General features: G+C 73.4%; 17 protein-coding genes. 1 reads left to right on the top strand and 16 read right to left on the bottom strand.

The window, feature by feature from the left end; all coding sequences use genetic code 11:
• Positions 1-4 precede the first annotated feature (4 nt).
• From ACH4E8_RS13205 to ACH4E8_RS13145, 13 genes are all read right to left on the bottom strand, one after another.
• Positions 5-946, bottom strand: coding sequence for a zinc-binding dehydrogenase (locus tag ACH4E8_RS13205; RefSeq protein WP_398448287.1), 942 nt, complete (start codon positions 944-946; stop codon positions 5-7).
• The gene (locus ACH4E8_RS13200) at positions 828-1,481 is read right to left on the bottom strand and encodes a hypothetical protein (RefSeq protein ID WP_398448286.1); all 654 of its coding nucleotides are present in this window, start codon (positions 1,479-1,481) and stop codon (positions 828-830) included. Before ACH4E8_RS13200 ends, ACH4E8_RS13205 begins: the two co-directional genes overlap by 119 nt.
• Positions 1,482-1,916: 435 nt before the next feature.
• Positions 1,917-3,317: an NADH-quinone oxidoreductase subunit N gene (locus ACH4E8_RS13195; RefSeq protein ID WP_398448284.1), complete on the bottom strand. Its 1,401-nt coding sequence runs from the start codon at positions 3,315-3,317 to the stop codon at positions 1,917-1,919.
• A 41-nt stretch (positions 3,318-3,358) separates the two neighbouring features.
• Positions 3,359-4,864, bottom strand: coding sequence for a NuoM family protein (locus tag ACH4E8_RS13190; RefSeq protein ID WP_398447411.1), 1,506 nt, complete (start codon positions 4,862-4,864; stop codon positions 3,359-3,361).
• Between the two features lie 5 nt (positions 4,865-4,869).
• A complete protein-coding gene (locus ACH4E8_RS13185; protein WP_398447409.1) occupies positions 4,870-6,729 on the bottom strand; it encodes a proton-conducting transporter membrane subunit in 1,860 nt (619 codons plus the stop codon).
• Entirely contained in the window at positions 6,726-7,031 is a 306-nt protein-coding gene (locus ACH4E8_RS13180) for an NADH-quinone oxidoreductase subunit NuoK (RefSeq protein WP_398447407.1), read from the bottom strand. Before ACH4E8_RS13180 ends, ACH4E8_RS13185 begins: the two co-directional genes overlap by 4 nt.
• On the bottom strand, positions 7,028-7,588 hold the full coding sequence (locus ACH4E8_RS13175; RefSeq protein ID WP_398447405.1) for an NADH-quinone oxidoreductase subunit J: 561 nt from the start codon (positions 7,586-7,588) through the stop codon (positions 7,028-7,030). The genes ACH4E8_RS13180 and ACH4E8_RS13175 overlap by 4 nt, the downstream gene beginning before the upstream one ends.
• 49 nt (positions 7,589-7,637) lie before the next feature.
• A complete protein-coding gene (locus tag ACH4E8_RS13170) occupies positions 7,638-8,567 on the bottom strand; it encodes an NADH-quinone oxidoreductase subunit H (RefSeq protein WP_398447403.1) in 930 nt (309 codons plus the stop codon).
• Positions 8,560-9,690 carry a hypothetical protein gene (locus tag ACH4E8_RS13165; protein ID WP_398447401.1) on the bottom strand — a complete coding sequence of 377 codons (1,131 nt, stop codon included), beginning with the start codon at positions 9,688-9,690 and terminating at the stop codon, positions 8,560-8,562. The genes ACH4E8_RS13170 and ACH4E8_RS13165 overlap by 8 nt, the downstream gene beginning before the upstream one ends.
• Entirely contained in the window at positions 9,681-10,031 is a 351-nt protein-coding gene (locus ACH4E8_RS13160; RefSeq protein WP_398447399.1) for an NADH-quinone oxidoreductase subunit A, read from the bottom strand. The genes ACH4E8_RS13165 and ACH4E8_RS13160 overlap by 10 nt, the downstream gene beginning before the upstream one ends.
• 149 nt (positions 10,032-10,180) lie before the next feature.
• On the bottom strand, positions 10,181-11,359 hold the full coding sequence (locus ACH4E8_RS13155; RefSeq protein WP_398447397.1) for a chitinase: 1,179 nt from the start codon (positions 11,357-11,359) through the stop codon (positions 10,181-10,183).
• 306 nt (positions 11,360-11,665) lie between these two features.
• Positions 11,666-12,865, bottom strand: coding sequence for an alpha/beta hydrolase family protein (locus tag ACH4E8_RS13150; RefSeq protein WP_398447395.1), 1,200 nt, complete (start codon positions 12,863-12,865; stop codon positions 11,666-11,668).
• Positions 12,866-13,103: 238 nt separating this feature from the next.
• Positions 13,104-13,919, bottom strand: a complete 816-nt coding sequence (locus ACH4E8_RS13145; RefSeq protein WP_398447393.1) for an SAM-dependent methyltransferase — start codon at positions 13,917-13,919, stop codon at positions 13,104-13,106.
• 234 nt (positions 13,920-14,153) lie between these two features.
• Here ACH4E8_RS13145 and ACH4E8_RS13140 point away from each other — a divergent pair, with 234 nt between their 5' ends.
• The gene (locus ACH4E8_RS13140) at positions 14,154-16,373 is read left to right on the top strand and encodes an NADP-dependent isocitrate dehydrogenase (RefSeq protein ID WP_398447391.1); all 2,220 of its coding nucleotides are present in this window, start codon (positions 14,154-14,156) and stop codon (positions 16,371-16,373) included.
• 100 nt (positions 16,374-16,473) lie between these two features.
• Here ACH4E8_RS13140 and ACH4E8_RS13135 read toward each other — a convergent pair whose 3' ends face one another.
• The 3 genes from ACH4E8_RS13135 to ACH4E8_RS13125 form a co-directional block, all read right to left on the bottom strand.
• On the bottom strand, positions 16,474-17,709 hold the full coding sequence (locus tag ACH4E8_RS13135; RefSeq protein WP_398447389.1) for a LuxR C-terminal-related transcriptional regulator: 1,236 nt from the start codon (positions 17,707-17,709) through the stop codon (positions 16,474-16,476).
• A gap of 183 nt (positions 17,710-17,892) precedes the next feature.
• Positions 17,893-18,831, bottom strand: a complete 939-nt coding sequence (locus ACH4E8_RS13130) for a hypothetical protein (RefSeq protein WP_398447387.1) — start codon at positions 18,829-18,831, stop codon at positions 17,893-17,895.
• Between the two features lie 130 nt (positions 18,832-18,961).
• On the bottom strand, positions 18,962-19,828 hold the full coding sequence (locus tag ACH4E8_RS13125; protein WP_398447385.1) for a F510_1955 family glycosylhydrolase: 867 nt from the start codon (positions 19,826-19,828) through the stop codon (positions 18,962-18,964).
• Between the last annotated feature and the right edge of the window lie 166 nt (positions 19,829-19,994).

The raw sequence follows: 19,994 nt of genomic DNA, 5'->3' as shown, positions 1-19,994 counted from the left end.
GGGCTCAGTCGACCGTCAGCACCAGCTTGCCGAACTGGCGGCCCTGCGCCAGCGCTGCCAGCGCCTGCGGCCCTTCGGCCAGCGGGAAGGCTCCGTGCACCACCGGGCGGATCCGGTGCTCGGCGACCAGCCGCAGCATGTCCGAGAACTCCTCGGCGCTGCCCATCGAGGTGCCGATCACGCTGATCTGCCGGAAGAACAGCTCCCGCAGCGAGAGCGCGACGTCCGGGCCCGTCGTGGCGCCCAGGGTGACCAGCCGGCCCCCGGCGCGCAGCGTGCCGAGGGCGGTGTCGAAGGTCGCGGAGCCCACGCTGTCGACGACCAGGTCCACGGACCGACCCAGCTCCGCACCCCAGTCGGCCCCGCTGCCCACGGCCCGGTCCGCGCCCAGGTCACGGGCGCGCCGCAGCTTGTCCTCGCTGCGGGAGGTGACGGTCACCTCGGCGCCGACCGCCTTCGCCATGGCCAGCGCGAACGTCGCGACCCCGCCGCCGATGCCGGGCAGCAGCACGTGCTCCCCGCTGCGCAGCCCGCCCCGGGTGAACAGTGCCCGGTAGGCGGTGACCGCGGCGAGCGGCAGCGCCGCCGCCTCTGCCCAGTCGAGGTGCCCGGGCTTCGGCAGGGCGTTGCGCGCCGGTACGACCACGTACTGGGCGAACGTGCCGTCGCGCGGCCCGCCCAGGATCTCCGGCAGCTCCGGCACCTCGGCCGCGCGCTCCCAGCCGACGGTGGGGTCGACGATCACCTCGTCGCCCACCGACAGCTCCGTGCCGGTGCCGACGGCCGCCACGATTCCGGCGCCGTCGGCACCCAGCACCAGGGGTGCGTCACCCGGAGAGCGGCCCTCCGCCACGAACAGGTCGCGGTGGTTGAGCCCGGCCGCCCGCAGTCGGATGAGCGCTTCGCCCGGGCCGACCGACGGAACGGGTCGTTCCGCGACCGTCACCCCGGAGAGCCCGCTCGTCCCCGCATGCAGCACAGCGTGCATCCGCTCCATCGTTGGCCTCGCCCTTCTTCGGTGCTTCCACGGCAGTGATCGAACGATCACCTCCGTTGCAACCGGGCGAGGACCAGCATTGATTCCCTTGGGCCGGGCCGTGCGGCCGGGGCGCTTCACCCCGGTGCCTGCCGCGCCGCACGACCGACCGGCGGCCGTCGTCGGCTGCCACCGCCAGACAAGCGGCTATCAGCACCACGTTCTTGATGATGTATTGGCCCTCCATGGTCGGGGCCGGGACCTCGGCGCTCCACATCTGGTCCGGGAGGATGAGCAGGGCGGAGAAGACTCCGCCCATGTGCAGGAAGAAGGCCGCCAACACCAGCCGCAACAACACTCCGGTGATCAGCCCGAGGCCGATCGCGGTCTCGAAGAGCGCCAGCAGGGGACGGGAGGTCCCCGGGGGCACCATGCCGAAGGCCAGGACGTCCATCGTCTGAGTGGCGACGTCCTGTGCCGGACTGGCGCCCGGGACGAACTTCATGACGCCGAACCAGACGAAGACCAGTCCGACCGAGACCCGGAGGATGGTGGTGCTGTGCCGTCGGTAACGACACAGGGCGGCATCGAGGATGCCAGTCAACGCATAACTCCTTGTGGGGGGTTGATGAAACTTGTGGGGGATGTTTCACCAGCGAACACGCTATAAGGCGATCGGCGCCCTCGTAAAGGTCTGGACCAATAATCCATCAGGAAAGAACGTCCTGGCCACCCGCCTACCCGGCCCGTCGAGACCTACCCGAGACCGACCCGAGTCCGGTCCTAGGGTCCTACGGCGTGTCCGTAAGGCCCCGCGGGTGTCCCCAACGCGTCCGAATGCAACCGTCCTTCCCGCCGGGTCGCAGAGCCAACGCTCCCGCAGGGCAACGGCGGTTGCGTCCACACCCGCAGGGAAACGCACCGGACTTCGCGGACACTCCTAGGGGATCTTCAGCAGCGCCAGCACGGGGCCTCCCGCGACGCCCAGCGCGACGGATCCGGCTGCCGCGGCGTACGCGACGACCGCGGCAGACCGTACGCGGTCCAAGGGCCCCGGCGCGTCGGAGGGCGCCACCGTCGGGGCGATCCACCGCAGGTAGTAGAAGAGCGACGCCACCGTGTTCGCCGCGGCCACCACCGCGAGCCACGCGAAGCCGCCGTCCACCGCCGCGCTGAACGCGGTCACCTTGCCGAGGAACACCGCGGTCGGCGGCGTCCCCACCAGTCCCAACAGACAGACCGCCAGCGCGCCCGCCAGCGCCGGGCTGTGCCGCCCGAGCCCCCGGTACGCGTCGATCGTGCGCAGCCCCGGCAGCGCGCACACCACGGCGAACGCCCCGAGGTTCGTCAGCGCGTACGCCGCCAGGTAGAACAGCAGCGCCGGCTGCGCCAACTCGGTGCGCCCCACCACCGCCACCGGCAGCAGCAGATAACCGACCTGACTGATCGTCGAGTACGCCAGCAGCCGCCGGACGTCCTGCTGGAAGAAGGCCGCCAGATTGCCGAGGGTCATCGACGCCGCCGAGACCACCGCCACCAGCGCCGCCCAGGGCACCCCCGCGCCCGCCACCGCCTCCGCCCCCAGCCGGTACAGCGCCGCGAGCGCCGCGACCTTCGGCACCGTGGTCAAGAACGCGGCCACCGGCGCCGCGCTGCCCTGCACCGCGTCCGGCACCCAGAAGTGCCCCGGCACGCCCCCGGCCTTGAACAGCAGCCCCGCCGACACCGCGACGACGCCCCCGGTCGCCAGCGCCAGCGGCCCGCCCGGCAACTCCGCCCGCAGGGCCGGGTAGCCCACCCCGCGCGCGGCCGCGTACAGCAGCACGATCCCGCCCAGCATCACGATCCCGAGCAGCGCTCCCACCACGTAGTACTTCATCGCCGCCTCGGTGCCCGCCGCGTCCTTGCCGAAGCCGGCGAGTACGTACGAGGGGACGCTCGCCAGCAGGTACGCGGCGGCGAGCAGCAACAGGTCCGCGCTGCCCGCCAGCAACAGGGCACCGAGGGAGGCGAGTTGCAGCAGCACCGCGTGCTCGCTCTGCCGCGGGTGCGCGGCCAGCGGCCGGACGCTGAGCGCCAGGACGACCAGCAGGCCGCCGAGGACGACGACCCGGCTCGCCGAGGTGACGCCGTCCACCACGAACGCGCCGCCGAAGGCGGGGCCCGGCGGCTGGAGCGCCGCGGCCGCGATCCCCGCCGCAGCGGCCCCGCAGCCCAGCGCCGCCACCGGCCACTGCCGGGCCCGCGGCAGCCAACACCCCAGCAGCAGACCCCCGACGGCGGACGCTGCCAACAGCACCTCCGGCAGCAGGTCGAGCGGGTTCTCCGCCATGCCCGCCATCGCGATCGGGCCCGCAGCCCCCAGCGCGTCGAGGGCGCCGCTCACCGCGCCACCAACGTCAACACGGCCCGGGACGCCGGCTCCACCACGTCCAACAAGAAGCGCGGCGCCACCCCGATGACCACCGCCAGCACCAACAGCGGCGCGATCGCCCCCGCCTCGTGCGCCCGCAGGTCCGGAAAGGGCCGGGCAGCGCCGGGCGCACGCGGCAGCCGCAGCGGCCCCAACAGGATCTTCTGTACCGCCCGCAACAGCAGCCCCGCGGTCAGCGCGATCCCCAGGGCCGCGAGCACGGTCGCCACCGGCCGCGGCCCCAGACTGCCCGCCAGGATCTGGAACTCCGCGATGAAACCGGAGAACCCGGGCAGCCCGAGCGAGGCGAAGGCCGCCGCGCCCGTCAGCGCGGCGAACACCGGCGCCGGGCCCGCGAGCCCCGAGTACGCGGCCATGTCATGGGTGCGCCCCCGCTCGTACAGCACCCCCGCGAGCAGGAACAGCGCACCGGTGAGCAGCCCGTGGCTGACCATCTGCACCACCGACCCGGTGACCGCGAGGTGCCGGGCGCCGCGCCCGGGGGACGAGACGGCCGCCGCCGCACCGACCGCCAGCACGACGTACCCCATGTGGTTGACCGAGGTGTACGCCACCATCCGCTTGAAGTCCCGCTGCGCCAGCGCCACCAGCGCCCCGTACAGCACCGACACCACGCCCACCGCGACGAAGACGAGCGCGTACGCCCGCAGGGCCCCCGGCAGCAGCGGCACCAGGATCCGCAGGAAGCCGTACGTGCCCATCTTCAGCAGCACCCCCGCGAGGATCGCCGATCCCGCTGCGGGCGCCTCGGTGTGCGCCGGCGGCAGCCAGGTGTGGAACGGCACCGTCGGCGTCTTGACCGCGAGCCCCACCCCGACCGCCAGCAGCACCAGCGTGGCGTACGCCCCCGCGCCCGGCAGCGGGTTCTGCCGGGTCAGGTCCACGATGTCGAAGGTGTGCGGCGCCGCCGCCAGGTACAGCCCGATGAACCCCAGCAGCAGCGCCAGCGACCCGACGAACGTGTACAGGAAGAACTGGAGCGCGGCCCGGGCCGCGCCCCGGTGTCCCCAGCCCGCGATGACGAAGTACATCGCCACGATCGACAGGTCGAAGAAGACGAAGAACAGGATGAGGTCCAGGGCGGCGAAGAGCCCGAGGCAGGTCGTCTGGAGGAAGAGGAAGAGCGCGGCGAACTCCCGCGCCCGCCGCCGCTCGCGCAGCGCGTACACCGCGCACGCCAGGAACAGCACGCACGTCAGCGCCACCAGCGGCAGCGAGAGCCCGTCGAGCCCGACGTGGTAGCCGATGCCGACGCTCGGGATCCACCGCACCCGCGTCTCGTGCTGGATGCCGCCGCCCGGGCCGTACCCCGCCCACAGGACGAGGGCCAGCGCCGACTCGACCGCGGCGGTGGCCGTCCACACCAGCGGGAACACCCGCGGGGGAGTGCGGCGCGGCAGACACAGCAGGGCCGCCGCGACGGCGGTCGGCAACAGGACGAGGACGGTGAGCACGCGCATCACCCCGAACCGGTGAGGACGACGAAGAGGACGAGGACGACGGAGAGCACCGCGAACGCGGAGACCGCCTGGGCGAGGTACTGGTGGACCTCACCGGTCTGCGGCCGACGGGCGAGGCGGCCGAGCCGGGCGGTCGCGCCCGCAACGCCGTGGACGGCCCCGTCCACCCGCCGCTCCACGGCCGCGTCGACCCAGCGGGCCAGCCGCACCGCACCTCGTACCGACGCCGTGACCGCCCGGTCCAGCACCCGGTCGTCGAACGCGGCGAGCGCACCGGCCGTCGCCAGCACCGGCCGCACCACCAGCACGCGCACCGCCATCGCGAGCCCCAGCCAGTCGGCGAACCAGGCGCGCACCGGACGCGGCAGCGGCGCACCGGCCGCCCCCCACCGCCAGCAGACGGCGGAGGCGAGAAGGGCCAGCGCGGCGGAGAGCACGAACTCCGCGCCGTGCGGCTCGACCTGCGGACCGGCGCCCAGCACCCGGACGAACGCGTCGCGCAGCGGCGGGAAGGCGACGAACGTCAGCAGCGGACACGCCGCCGCGAGCGGCACCAGCGCGAGCCGGGCGAAGAGCGGCGGATTCCCGGCCCGCTCGCGCTCCCCGACCAGGACGAACCACAGCGCCCTGGTCGCGTACACCGCGGAGACCACGGCCGCCGCCAGCCCCGTCGCGTACAACCACGGCCCGTGCTGTGCCGCCGCCGCGAGCACCAGGTCCTTCGCCGCCCACAGGGCGAGCGGCGGCAGCCCGGCCAGCGTCAGCGCCGCGACGACGAAGGCCGCACCCGTGGTGCGATCCGCTCGCGCCGCGCCCCGCAGCGCCAGCAGCACCTGCGTGCCGAGCAGCGTCAACCACGCGCCCGCGACGAGGAACGCGAGGCTCTTGGCCGCGGCGTGCGCCATCAGTTGCAAGGTGCCCCCGGCAAGGCCACCGGCCCCCGCCGCCAGCACCATGAAACCGATCTGGGCACAACTGGACGCGGCCAGCAACTGCTTGAGGTCGCGCTGCGCCACCGCCACCAGCCCCAGGGCGAGGGCGGTCACCGCACCGGTCCAGGCGACGAGCGGCGCACCCCAGCCCGACGCGCGGAGCAGCGGCTCCAGCCGCAGCAGCAGATACGCGCCCGCCACCACCATCGTCGCGGAGTGCAGCAGCGCGGAGACCGGGCTCGGTCCCTGCATGGCGCGCGAGAGCCAGTGGCTGAAGGGGAGTTGGGCCGACTTGCCGAGTGCGGCCACCACCACCCCGGCGCAGACCACCGACAGCCAGGGCTCGTCCGCTGTGTGCAGCCGGTCCAGCGCGAGCGAGCCGGACGGCACACCGGCGAGCGCCGCGCCCGCCGCCACGTACAGCCCGACGTCGGCCGTCCGGGTGGTGAGGAACGCCGTGCCGGCGGCCCGCACCCGCCGCGGCTCCCGCCACCAGTAGCCGATCAGCGCCCAGGACACCGCGCCCATCACCTCCCACCCCATCAGCAGGGTGAGCAGGTCGGCCGCGGTGACCGTGGTCAGCATCGCGCCGCTGAAGAGCAGCATCAGCCCGAAGAACCGGGCCCGGGCCTCGCCGGGGCCGATGCTCCAGACGCTGAACAGCAGGACGACGGCGGCCACCGCGGTGACCGTCACCACGAGCAGCGCGGACAGTCCGTCGATCCGCAGCTGGAACGGCAGCCCTGCCAGCAGCGGGGCCTTCGCCGCGGGCCGGACGACCGCAGCCACGCAGCCGAGGGCGAGGTCGACGGCGCCGAGCGCCACGGCGACGGGGGCGGCGAGCCGGTCGGCACGGCGCCCCGCGCACGCCAACAGCACCCCGCCGCCCAGCGGCAGGAGGACCAGCGCCCACAGGAGCCCGCTCACCCCCGCAACTCCGTCGCACCGTCGGTGACGTCGACCTCGCGGGCCCGGAAGAGCGCGGTGACCACGGCGAAGCCGATCGCCATCTCCACGGCCATCACGGTCACCGCGAGCACCACCAGCACCTGACCGTCCGCGGACGCCGGGGCGACGTGGCGCCAGACGCCGGCGGCGGCCACGATCACCCCGCCCAACATCAGCTCCAGCCCCATCATCAACATCACCACCGACTGCTGGGTCAGCGCGCCGAACAGCCCCACCGCGAGCAGCGCGGCGGCGAGCAGCAGAACGGCTGCCAAGCTCATCGGCCCACCCCGCCCCGCACGGGGTCCGCCGCCCGGGCCGCGGACAGGTCGTCGCCGTAGCGGTCGTACCGGCCGCGTCGGGTCGCCAGCACCACCGTGCCGACGATGGCGGCGAACAGCGCCATCCCGAGCGTCATCATCGTCAACATCTGCGGGCCCATCAGGGAGAGCCCCAACTGCTCGGTCGCATCGGCCGGGGGCCGGCCGCGCCGCTCGGGCCAGGGGACGAGCAGGACGGCGGCGGCGAGCGCGGCGAACAGCGCCGTGCAGATCACGGCGGCGCCCCGGGTGTTGTGCACCATCGTCATCGGCATCAGACCGGCCGGGTTCATCATGAACATCACCATGAACACCGCCATCAGGGCCATCTCGACGGTCATCATCAGCACGATCACCACGCCCAGGTAGTCCAGGCCCAGCAGCACCACCACACCGCCCGTGCACAGCAGGGAGGTCAGCAGCGCGTACGTGGCGCGGGCCATCGAGTCGAAGCGGAACACCCACACCGCGGCGACGACCGCGACGACCGCGAGCGCCCAGAAGATCCCGTCGGTCATCGACTCCGCACCGCGCTCCCCGGGTTCGGGCTCAGGTCCGGGGGCGGGGTCACGGGATCAGCACCAGGACGGCGACCACCAGGGCCTGGAGCAGCACCAGCGGCACCAGCACCAACCAGGCCAACTCCACGTACCGGTCCATCCGCAGCGCCGGCAGCCGCTCCCGCACCGCGCCCAGCACCGCGAGGACGACCGCCGTCTTCACCAGCGTCCAGGCCCACGGCGGCAGCCAGGGCCCGTGGCCGCCGCCGAGGAACAGCGGCACCGAGAACGCCGCGGTGACCACCAGCAGCAGCCACCGGCCGCCCAGCAGCGCCAACCGGTCCACCCCGGACAGCTCGGCCGCGACGCCGCCCGCCACGTCGCCCCCGGTCGGCCGGTCGAACGGCCCCCAGAACGACATCGCGAGGGCGCTGGCGAGGTAGACCGCGAACGCCACCGGCATCCAGACCACGAACCACAGCGACTCCTGGGCGTCGACGACGTCCCCCACGCGCAGCGACTGTGCGCCGAGCGCGGCGGTGGTGAGGGCGAACATGTGCGGCAGTTCGTACGCCAGCCCCTGCGCCAGGAACCGGTAGCCGCCGATCAGCGCCAGCGCCGAGTTCGGGCCCCACCCCGCCAGCCACACCGCGGCCCAGGCAAGGGCCTCCATCGCGTTGAACCACACCACGCCGACGGAAGGGTCGGCGACGGCGGTGAAGCCCAGCGGCAGGACCGCGCCCGCGAGCACGGCCGCCACCGGCACCAACACCACGCCGACCCGCAACAAGGCGGTGTCGGCGGCCGGCGTGCGGCGCGGCTGCTGCACGAGCAGCCGCAGCACCTCCCGCACGGGGGCGGCCGCGTGGCGTGCCAGGGCCCGCGGCGAGGTCGGGCGGCCGGCGAGCACCGCGTGGCAGGCGGCGGTGGCCAGTGCGGCGCCCGTCAGGGCGAAGGGCAGGACTGCGGTGGCCCACAGGGGCGCGACGTCAGCCACGGGCGGCCCTCGACGCCGGCGCCAACTCGTCGACGTCCGGGTCCAGGCTGGCCACGATCAGCCGGGCGGCGGCGAACTCCGTCCCGGGCAGCAACTGTTCCAGTGCCAGCAGCAGCGCGGCGGACGGCGGCTGCGCGCGGTCCACCCTGCCCCGGGGCCCTTGCGCTTCGGTGTGCGACAGCGGCCGGAGGTCGCCGAAGTCGGCGGCGCTGCGGACGACGTCGTCGAGCCAGACGTGGACGCGGTCCAGGGCGTCCCCGTCGGCCACCAGGGCCGGTCCCGTCACCCCCAGTTCATGGGCGCGCGAAGACGGCAACGGGCCGAGTCCGGCGGTCAGCCAGCGCAGCGTCCGGGAGCGGGAGACCCGACGGACGAACGGCCCCGGGTCCGGTGCGGCGCCCGCGACGACGCCGTCCCGCAGTCGGCGGGCGCTGACGGCGGCGGCCGGCCAACCGCTGACGGCGAGGAAGCGGCCGAGGCTGTCGAGGTGCGCGGCGCAGCGGCGCCGGGCCGCCTCGTCCCGGGTCACGGCCCGTCCGCGCAGCGCCCGCAACCAGGGCTCGTTCCAGTACGGCTGCGTTCCCTCGGGCGCGGGGAGGCAGCGCACGTCGGCGCGCTGGACGACGTCGCCCTGGAGCGCGGTGTCCAGCACCAGCCCGCACGGCCAGTCGGCGAGCGCGGGCCCGAGGGGGAGGTGGAGCACGTCCAGCCGCAGTCCGTCGCGGTCGGCGGCACGGTCGGCCATCACCCGCTCGGCGGCATGGAGGTCTGCGGGGTCTGCGGGGTCTCTGGGGGCGTACGGGGCGGACGGCACCGGTTCCCGGGTCAGCAGCGCCGCTCCCGCGTCCAACCGCGCCGCGACCGATGAGGGCGCCGGGAGGGTGACCCTGGCCCGTGGCGCGGGCACCTGTCGCCACACCGCCTCCACCCAGCCGTCCTCGCCCGCGCCGTCGCCCGCGACCACCAGCAGATTGGCCGCGGCCGGCGCCGACACCTGCGGCCAGCCGCGCCGGCGGACCTCGGCCTCCGCAGCCAACCGCACGGCGGTCCCGCCGGGCCGGGCCACCAACAGCACGCCCGGCCGGGCCACGGCCGCCCGCCGCAGCGCCGCCCTCAGGCCCATCGGAACGCCCCCTCGCGCCAGGCGTAGCCGACGGCGGCGAACAGGATCCCGAGGAAGAGGAACATCTCCACCACCGCGCTCGTCCCCACGTCGACGACGACCGTCGCCCACGGGTACATGAACAACATCTCCATGTCGAAGGCGAGGAAGACCATCGTGATCGGGTACCAGCGCGCGTGGTAGCGCGAGAAGGCGTGCTCACGCGGCGCGAGCCCTCCGCTGAAGGGTTCCGCGACCAGGGGCCGGCGCACGACGGCGAGCCAGGCGCCCCCGCCGTACAGGAGCGCGACGCCCGCCGCGACGACGCCGAGCAGGACCAGCACCGGTTCCCATGCACTCATCGCGCCCATGGTGCGGCCTGGGGGCGCCGGGCCGCGGCAGGCGCGCCCGTGGACGCGGCCGCCTGGAACGGCGGGGGAGTGCGGCGGTCGGGAGAGCGGTGGGCCGCCCGGCCCCCAGAGCGAAGGCGGCCCACCGGTTCATCGGGGCGTCAGCGGCCCTGGAGCGCCTTGACGTTGTTGCCGAAGGTCCAGTTCCGCGATCCGTCCCAGTTCAGGGACCAGGTCATCAGGCCCTTGAGGGACCCGCCGTAGCTGTTCCACGCCTGGGAGACCAGGCTCGGCGGCATGTATCCGCCGCCCGCGCCCTGCTGGGCCGGCAACCCCGGGACCTGCTTGTCGTACGGCACCCGGATCGTGGTGCCCTGGATCACCAGCCCGCGGTTGAGGCAGTCGGTCTGCGCCCGGAAGCCCTCGACCGTGCCGGCCTGGTAGGAGTCGCCCGAGCAGCCGTAGTAACTCCCGTTGTAGTACTGCATGTTGAGCCACCAGAGCCGGCCGTTGTCCGCGTACTTCTTGATGATCGGCAGGTACGAGCCCCAGATCGAGCCGTACACGACGCTGCCGCCGGTGACGTACGCGGTCTCCGGCGCCATGGTCAGGCCGAAGTTCGGCGGCATCTGGGCGAGCACGCCGTCGATGATGCGGATCAGGTTCGCCTGGGAGGCGGAGAGCTGGTTGATGTTGCCGCTGCCGACGAGACCGGTCTCGATGTCGATGTCGATCCCGTCGAAGTTGTACTTCTTCAACAGGGGGACGACGGTGGCCACGAACCGGTCGGCGACCGCGCTGGAGCTCAGGTCGATGCCGGCCGCGGCGCCGCCGATGGACATCAGGATCGTCATGCCGTCGGCCTTGGCCTGACACATCTCGGCGGGGGTGGCGACCTTGACGGTGCTGTCCATGCCGTCCTCCCACAGGACGGTGCCGTCCGAGCGGATGACGGGGAAGGCCGCGTTGAGCACGTTGTACCCGTTGGCCCGGATGCGGGAGTCGGTGATCGGGATCCAGCCGAGCGGCGGATGGACGCCGTTGGCGGCGCCGTCCCAGTTCTCCCAGTACCCGTGCAGCACCTTGCCGGCGGGCTTGGACTTCACCGGGCAGGTCTCCGCCGCCGAAGTCCGCGGCGCGGCCCGCACCCCGGTCTGCGGCAGCACGTCGGCTGCGCTCTGCTGTGCGGTCCAGGATGCGCCCTGTCGGTCGCGCAGGACGGTGGCGCGCTCCGTGACACCGGCGCCGGAAGCCTGACCGGGGGACACCGCGGCCAGCAGTGGTACGGCGATCGCAGCGGCCAGGCCGGCTCCGAGCAGCCGGGACAGACGACCTCTCATGCTGTGCTCCCTTCCTGTCCGCACAGGTCGCCCGCAGCGGTTGGTCGGCGACGGTCGACCGGGGACAGGGGGCGGCGCGCGGCGAAGGGGGGTGTGGGGGGAATGCGGCCGAGCACGCTCACCTCCTGGGACTGTGGGGGACCTGGAGACGTACGTGGGGGTGTTGGGCACAACGTAGGTTGGTCCAGACCTATCGTCAAGAGGTCTGGACCAACTGGGAGTTGAGGTCGCAGACGGTGCCTCAGGGCCCTGTCGACCGGCCGAACGTCGCCCCCTGGACCCGCGCGGTCCACCAGCGGGTGTCCGTCACCGATGGTGGTGGAACACCACCTCGGGATGCTGGGCCGACGGCCCCGCCAGCGCCGGCTGCTCCACCCCCTTCAAGTGCTGGTCGAAGAAGGCCGCGAGATAGGTGCGCACCAGGTCCGCGGCGCGCGCGGCGGGCAGCGGCGGTTGCGGCAGCCCGAAGTGCGCCAGGATCAGCGGGAAGTCGGAGAAGGAGCCGTGGTCCGAACCGGCCACCGTCAGCCAGCGCTTCCAGCCGTCCAGCGTGGGCCACATCCGGTCCCACGTGGTGTCCTTGCCGCCGGGCCGGTGCACGTCGTCGTCGGTGCCCAGCAACATGAACGGCCGGCCGTCGAGCCCCTGCGGGGGCAGGTCCTCCCAGAACGCCCCGTCCATGTTGACGCCGGCGAGCACCCGTCGGTCCCCCGCCATCGTCGACGCGGCGCTGGCGCCGCCGATCGAGTGCCCGGCCATGCCTATTCGCCGGCGGTCGATCAGCCGGGACAACTCCGGGTGCTGCCGCTCGGCCTTGCGCCCGGTCAGCCGGTCCAGCAGGAACGACACGTCCTTGGCGCGCGTGGAGGTGACCACGCTGGCGGGCACCCCCTCCACGTCCAGCGCCTTGCACGCCACGCAGGACAACGTCCGTCCGCCCGGCATCGACATGCCGAAGGACTCGTAGGCATGGTCCACCAGGGCGACGACATAGCCCCGGCTGGCGAGATCCTCGGCGGCGTTGGTGAGCGTGAACCGGGACGCGCTGAAGCCCGGCGAGAGCACCACCAGCGGGAACTTCCCCGCCGCGGGCCGCGCCCCGACCCGGCTGTGCGTACGCGTCGCGCTCAACACCTCCGGCGGCACTCCCCGGACCCCGAACCCCTCGATCAGGGCCTTGGCCTCCGCCGTGGTCGCATACCGGGCGGGGGCGCCGCCACCGCCCCGGCGCGCCGCGGGATAGTGCATCGTCACCATCAACTCGCGCCCGTCGGCCGTCGGCACCCACGGGTCCTTGCGGGAGCGGTCGACGAGGTGGAAGACGGAGCTGCCGACCCCGTACTGACCGGTGGGGCGCGGCAGTTGCAGGGCCTGCTTGCGGGGGGCCTCCGCCGCCGGGGCGGCAGGCGGCGCATCGGCGGCGGACGCCGAGGACGCCACCGCGACCGGCAGCGCGAGGCTCAAGGCGAGGGCGACCGCCGTGGCGGTGCGGGTGAGTCGCATCATGCGATAGACGCTAGGCCGTCCAACTCCCGCTCCGCGTCAGACCGTGGGAGGTCGCTTCGTGCATCTTCCGGAGGTGCTGGGGGAGGGCGGCGTACGACCGTGGGTGGTTGTGGCCGTGCCCCATGGCCAACCGTGGGCGGATGCGCAAGGACGGAGGGTGTACGGCTCGCGGGCCGTCGCCTCAAAGGCTACGGCCCGCGAAGAAGTTCCGCCCGGCGTACGGGCGTTGAGGCTGCGATTACGGCTTGCGGGCCACTCCGCAGTACGCGTCCACGTCCTCGGGCGCCGCGCCCTCCTCCGCCCGCCAGCGGGTGACCTGGGCGACTCCCGGCTCCACCAGCTCCAGGCCGTCGAAGAAACCGGCGATCTCCGCCACGCTGCGCACGTAGTAGGGCACCGCCCCGCTGTCGTTGTACGCCTTCGACGCGGCGACCATGCCGTCGCTGGTGGAGGTCGAGTCGCTGATCACCAGGAAGCTGCCGGACGGCAGGCCCGCCATCAACGACGACACCAGCTCCTTGGCGCGCTCGTGGTCGGCGACGTGCCCGAGCACGTTGAGGAGCATCAGCGCCACCGGCTGCGAGAGGTCCAGGGTGCCGCCCGCCTCCTGGAGGATCTTCTCCGGCGAGTACAGGTCCGCGTCGATGTACGCCGTCTTCCCCTCCGGCGTGCTGGTCAGCAGCGCGCGGGCGTGCGCGAGGACGAGCGGGTCGTTGTCGACGTAGACGATGTGCGCGTCCGGCGCGACGCGCTGTGCGACCTCGTGGGTGTTGTCGGCGGTCGGCAGCCCGGTGCCGATGTCGAGGAAGTTGCGGACGCCCTGCTCCGTCGCCAGATGGCGCACCGCGCGCCCCAGGAAGTGCCGGCTGGTGCGCGCCACGTCCACCAGACCCGGGAAGATCTGCTTGATGTGGTCCCCGATCTCCCGGTCCACCTCGTAGTTGTCCTTGCCGCCCACGAAGTAGTTCCAGAAGCGGGCCGAGTGCGGCTTACCCGTGTCAATTCGGGCGCGCACGTCGGCGGTGGAAGCGAACCGGGGGTCACGGTCGGGCATGGAAGCGCCTCCTGCAGCGAGCCAAAAGCTTTTCTTGATCAGTGAACCATGAAGCTATCTCCATCGGGAGACCCAGCTCACGTCTTGCTCCGCCGCATGCAGGGCAGGGGCCTGCTGGGGTCGGATGGCGGGGGCCCGTCGGGAGGTGGCCGACCACCAGATATCTTGACGTCGAGCAATCGGATATCTTGACATCGAGCAATGTTGCAGACGTGGAGTGGAGCGGAGCACCCGGTGACTGATTCAACGATCATCTACACGCACACCGACGAGGCCCCGGCCTTGGCGACGTATTCGTTCCTGCCGGTGATCAAGGCGTACGCCGCCACCGCCGGGGTCGCCGTGGAGAGCCGTGACATCTCCCTGGCGGGCCGCATCATCGCCCACTTCCCGGAGCACCTGGAGGAGGGCCAGCGGATCGAGGACGCCCTCGCCGAGCTGGGCGAGCTGGCCAAGACGCCGGACGCCAACATCATCAAGCTGCCGAACATCTCCGCCTCGATCCCGCAGCTCAAGGCCGCGGTCGCCGAGCTCCAGGAGAAGGGCTACGCCCTCCCCGACTACCCGGACGACCCCAAGACCGACGAGGAGCGCGACGTACGCGCCCGTTACGACAAGGTCAAGGGCAGCGCCGTGAACCCGGTGCTGCGCGAGGGCAACTCCGACCGTCGCGCCCCCGCGTCGGTGAAGAACTACGCCAAGGCCCACCCGCACCGCATGGGCGCCTGGTCCGCGGAGTCGAAGACCAACGTCGCGCACATGACCGCCGACGACTTCCGCTCCACGGAGAAGTCCGCCGTCGTCGCCGAGGCGGGCTCGCTCCGCATCGAGCTGGTCGGCGAGGACGGCACCACCACCGTGCTGCGCGAGTCGGTCCCCGTGCTCGCCGGTGAGGTCGTCGACGCCTCCGTGATGCGGGTCGCGGCGCTGCGCGAGTTCCTCACGGCCCAGGTCGCCCGCGCCAAGGCCGAGGACGTCCTCTTCTCCGTGCACCTCAAGGCCACGATGATGAAGGTCTCCGACCCGATCGTCTTCGGCCACGTGCTGCGCGCCTTCTTCCCGAACACCTTCGCGGAGCACGGCGCCGCCCTCGCCGCAGCCGGCCTGAGCCCGAACGACGGCCTCGGCACCATCTTCAAGGGCCTGGAGTCGCTGCCGGAGGGCGCCGCGATCAAGGCGTCCTTCGACGCCGAGATCGCCGCCGGCCCCGAGCTGGCCATGGTCGACTCGGACCGCGGCATCACCAACCTCCACGTGCCCAGCGACGTCATCGTGGACGCCTCCATGCCGGCGATGATCCGCACCTCCGGCCACATGTGGGGCCCCGACGGCCAGGAGGCCGACACCCTCGCCGTCCTCCCGGACAGCAGCTACGCCGGCGTCTACCAGGTCGTCATCGACGACTGCCGGGCCAACGGCGCCTTCGACCCCGCCACCATGGGCTCCGTGCCGAACGTCGGCCTGATGGCCCAGAAGGCCGAGGAGTACGGCAGCCACGACAAGACCTTCGAGGTCGCCTCCGCCGGCACCGTGCGCGTCGTCGACGCCGCCGGCAACGCGGTCCTGGAGCAGCCGGTCGCCGCCGGCGACGTCTTCCGGATGTGCCAGACCAAGGACCTGCCGATCCAGGACTGGGTCAAGCTCGCCGTCACCCGCGCCCGTGCCACCGGCGTCCCGGCCGTCTTCTGGCTGGACGAGGGCCGCGCCCACGACGCGCAGCTCATCGAGAAGGTCAAGCAGTACCTGCCGGAGCACGACACCGACGGGCTCACCATCGAGATCCTGGCGCCGGTCGACGCGACGAGCTACTCCCTGGAGCGCATCCGCCGCGGCGAGGACACCATCTCCGTCACCGGCAACGTGCTGCGCGACTACCTGACCGACCTGTTCCCCATCCTGGAGCTGGGCACCAGCGCCAAGATGCTGTCGGTCGTCCCGCTGATGGCGGGCGGCGGCCTCTTCGAGACCGGCGCCGGCGGCTCCGCGCCCAAGCACGTCCAGCAGCTCGTCAAGGAGAACTACCTCCGCTGGGACAGCCTGGGCGAGTTCCTGGCCCTCGCGGTCAGCTTCGAGCACCTGGCCACCTCGACGGGCAACGCCCGTGCGAAGGTGCTCGCCGAGACCCTGGACCGGGCCACCGGCACCTTCCTCAACGAGGACAAGTCGCCGACCCGCCGCGTCGGCGGCATCGACAACCGCGGCAGCCACTTCTACCTGTCGCTGTACTGGGCGCAGGAGCTGGCCCAGCAGACCGACGACGCGCAGCTCGCGGAGGCGTTCGCGGCGCTCGCCAAGACGCTGTCCGAGCAGGAGGAGACCATCGTCTCCGAGCTGCTCGGCGTCCAGGGCGCGTCGGTGGACATCGGCGGCTACTACCAGCCCGACCCGGCGAAGGCGGCGGCCGTGATGCGTCCGTCCCGGACCTTCAACGAGGCGATCGCGGCCCTCGGCTGACGATCGGTGACGGGACCGCGGGGCGCGCCCCGCGGTCCCTCCCCGTGCACGTCCCCGCCCCGCCCCCGGCAGCCCGTTGCCGGAGGCGGGGCGGACCCGTTCACGCCCCCGGCGCCCCGCGCCCGTACCCGTCGTCCTCGCGCATCCGACCGTCCGTGGTCAGCGGCGGGTCGTCCAGCCGCGGCAGGTAGCAGCGTTGGAACAGCTCCCCGCTGAAGTCCCGGCGGCTGCGCACCCCCGCCTTGTCGAAGACCTTCCGCAGATGGTCCTGGACGGTGTACTCGGCGATGTGCAGCCGGGCCGACATCTCGGCCGTCGAGTGGCCGAGGAGCACGTGCTGGGCGACCTGGCGCTCCCGCGGCGTCAGTCCGTACGCGTCGAGCACGATGGCCGTGAGCTCCCGCGGATGGCTGGCGGCCAGCGACACGTAGGTCAGGGCTTCGCCGTCGGCCGCGTCCGCCTCGCGCCCGGCGTCGTACGACGCTTCGCGCCAGGCGCTGAGCGTGACCCAGTGTCCGGTCAGACTGATGGCCCGGGACCGCACTTGCACTCCGAGCCCCGCCGTACGGGCCCGGTTGACCAGCGCCGTCAGGGCGTACGGGAAGCGCTGCCCCGGCGGCGGATGGGCCTCCTGGATCAGCGCGAGCCAGCGCTCGGCGGTGGCCGTGCACAGCCGGGTGCGCCCCGCGTCGTCGACCACCAACAGCCCCGCCGCGTCCGGAACGTCCGCGCGGTCGATCCCCGTCAGCAGCAGGGAGCGACGCAGCGCGACCGTGACCGGTGCGCTGACCGCCGACGCCAGCCGGACTTCGGCGGCCGTGAAGGGCGGTGCGTCGGCGCCCCGGCACAGCACGAACAGGCCCCAGGTGCGCGCGCCGTCCCGCAGCACCACCCGCAATTCGTCCGCGAGCCCCACCGGACGCAGGACGTCCCGCCAGTACACGCTGCGCGTCACCCGGCCCTGCATGGAGGCGCTCAGGAGACTGGCCGGGGCGCTGCGGCGGGCCAGCGCCCGGACGTTGTCCACCCCCGCCTGATCGGCGTGCTCGATCTCGAAGAGGCGCGGCATCACGCTCTGCGGGAACCCGTGCTCGTGCAACCCGCCGGTGTCGAGGAGCGTCGCGGGGTCGAGGGCCACGGCGCACCACACGTCCGCCGGTACGGCGTGCAGCAGCGCTCCTGCGGCGGCCCGCAACACGTCGAGGAAGACCGGTGCGCCGCCCTCGGAGCCGGGGCCGAGGGCGCGCAACGACCGGTCGAGGGAGCCGAGGAGCGAGCGCCGTGCCACCGCGGGATCGGGGGCGGCGGCACGTTGGGGGCGGGGAGCCGAGGTCACCCGCGCAGGCTAGGACGTACCCCCAGATCCCGGGGATGGGAACCGGACGGATCCACGCATACTTTGGTACTCGCGTGGGCGGGGCACACCGCAGTTGACGGACCGCCCTCGGCGGGTCCGCACGCGTCGGGGGCCGGGTGCGGACCCGCGCCCAGCGCGTGCGCCGTGCCGGGCGTCGCGCACTCACTTCCCGCGCGCCCGTCCCCGGCGCGCCTGCCAGAACGCCCCGGTGGCCACCGAGAGCAGCACCAGCGCCATGGTCACCACCGGCCACCGGGAGTGCTCGATGCGCACCCCCGCCACCAGCACGAGGAACGTCGCCAGGACCGGCAGCGCCATCGAGCCCAGCGCCTTGACGTACGAGAGGGCGAGCCCCGGCACGCTGCGGTCGCCCCGCCGCTGCGGCGCCGGCTCCCTGAAGTAGAAGAGCGCGGCCCGGTCGGTGAGCCGTCCGGTCGCCGCGTGGTACGACACCGCCATGTACGGCAACCAGACCAACGGCGCCACCAGCCCCACCACGAACACCAGCCCCACCGTCACCGACCGTGTGAGGACCACGGCCCACTGGCGCCACCGGACCCGCTGGTGACCGTCCTCGCCCGGCGGGTCGAGCAGCCCGAGCAGTCGGGCCATGCGCACCGTGAGGCGCCACAGCGCCCCCGGCCGCAGCACCGCCCGGCGGGCCCCCGCCCGCGCCGAGGCCGGGGCCGCCAGCGCGGTGCGCGCGCTCGCGGTGTCCGGGTGCACCCCCATCAGCACCAGCAGCTCCGCCGCCCGCTCGGGCGACGTCGGGTCCCGACCGTCGAGACCGGCCAGTTCCAGCACCGTACGGGCCTGGTTCAGCAGCGCCGCGCAGAACGCCACCGGGATCAGCAGCAGGAAGGGCCCGCCGACGAAGGCGCCCTCGGTGACGGTGTTGCGCCGGCCGCGCGCCACGACGAGGGCGCGCAGCTCCGCCGGATCGGCCCCGGGGTGCTGCTCCCGGGTCCTGGCCACCGCGCGGTCCGCGACCGGCCCCATGTGTCGCAGCGCGAACCGGGCCAGGTGCTCGGGCAGGTGCTCGGGGTCGGCGAGACCCGCCCGGAGCAGCGAGCGCGGCAGGTCGAGCTCCGGTTCGGCCACCTTGGGTCGTCATCCTTCGAAGCGGGCGCCGGGGGTGCGACGGGCGAGGGGCGCCACGCTCCCAGTCAACGCCCGGCGCAACCGCCCCGCATCCGCGCGGCCCGTCCGACGCCCCGTCTCGGGCCCCTGCTCAGTGCCCGCCACCCGACGTGACGTCGAGGCGCTTGGTGAAGGTGGCGCCGCCGTCCTGCGACTCGTACACGCCGTCGCCGGTCGCCGCGATCAGCCGCTGCGCGCCGATCGCGGTCAGCGCCTGCGGCTGGCCGCCCGGCGCCGTGCCCGTCTGCTTCCAGGTCTTTCCGCCGTCGGGGCTGACGCTGATCTTGCCCGCGGGGTCGATGCCGTACAGCGCCTTCGCGTCCGACCACGACAGGAACGCCATCACCGGCTCGGCTCCGGGCCCGAAGGTCATTCCGCCGTCGGTGCTGCGGACGACCCCGGACTCGGTGGTGGCGAGGACGGTTTCGGGGTCGGTGGGGCTGACGGCGAGGTCGAGCGCCTTCAGCTCGCTCCGGGTCTCCCAGGTGGAGCCGTCCTTGCTGACGCGCAGCAGTCCGTTGGTGCTGTCGTAGCCGTAGATGGTGGAGTGCGCGTATTCGAGGGAGTGGAAGTCGACCTCGCCGGTGAGGGACCTGTCCTTCCAGGTCTTGCCGGTGTCGGCGCTCTCGATCAGACCGAGGTTGGCGGGGGCGTCCCGGCCGGGCGCGGGGTGCCCGCTGGCGAGGAACGCGCCGTCGCCGGTGATGGTGAACCCCATGAAGTCGTCCTTGCGGTCGCCCACGAGGACGGGCGCGTTCTTGTCGCCCGGGGTGTACACGCCGTTGTGCGTGGCGACGTAGAGCTTGCCGTCGGTGGGGTGGACGCCGACGCCGTGGATGTGGCTGATGTCGACGGACGCGGCGGACTTCCCGCCGTCGTCGCCGTCGCCGCCGCAGGCGGTGAGCGTCAGGGCGAGGGCGAGGGTGGACGCGGACAGGGCGATGAGGCGCTTCTTCATGGGGTCCTGATCAAGTTGTGGAGTGCGGGAGGAGGAAGGGGGAGGGGCGCCCGTCGGCGGGGGGGGGGGGGGGGCGCCCCCCCGGCGCCCCCCCCCCCCCCCCCCCCCGCCGCCCCCCCCCCCCCCCCGTAAGAGGGATGATGTCGAGACCAACACCGGCCGCCCC

The organism is Streptomyces sp. NPDC017979 (assembly GCF_044328175.1).
In the GTDB taxonomy this organism is placed as follows: Bacteria; Actinomycetota; Actinomycetes; order Streptomycetales; family Streptomycetaceae; genus Streptomyces.
This window is presented reverse-complemented; position numbering and strand designations above follow the sequence as displayed.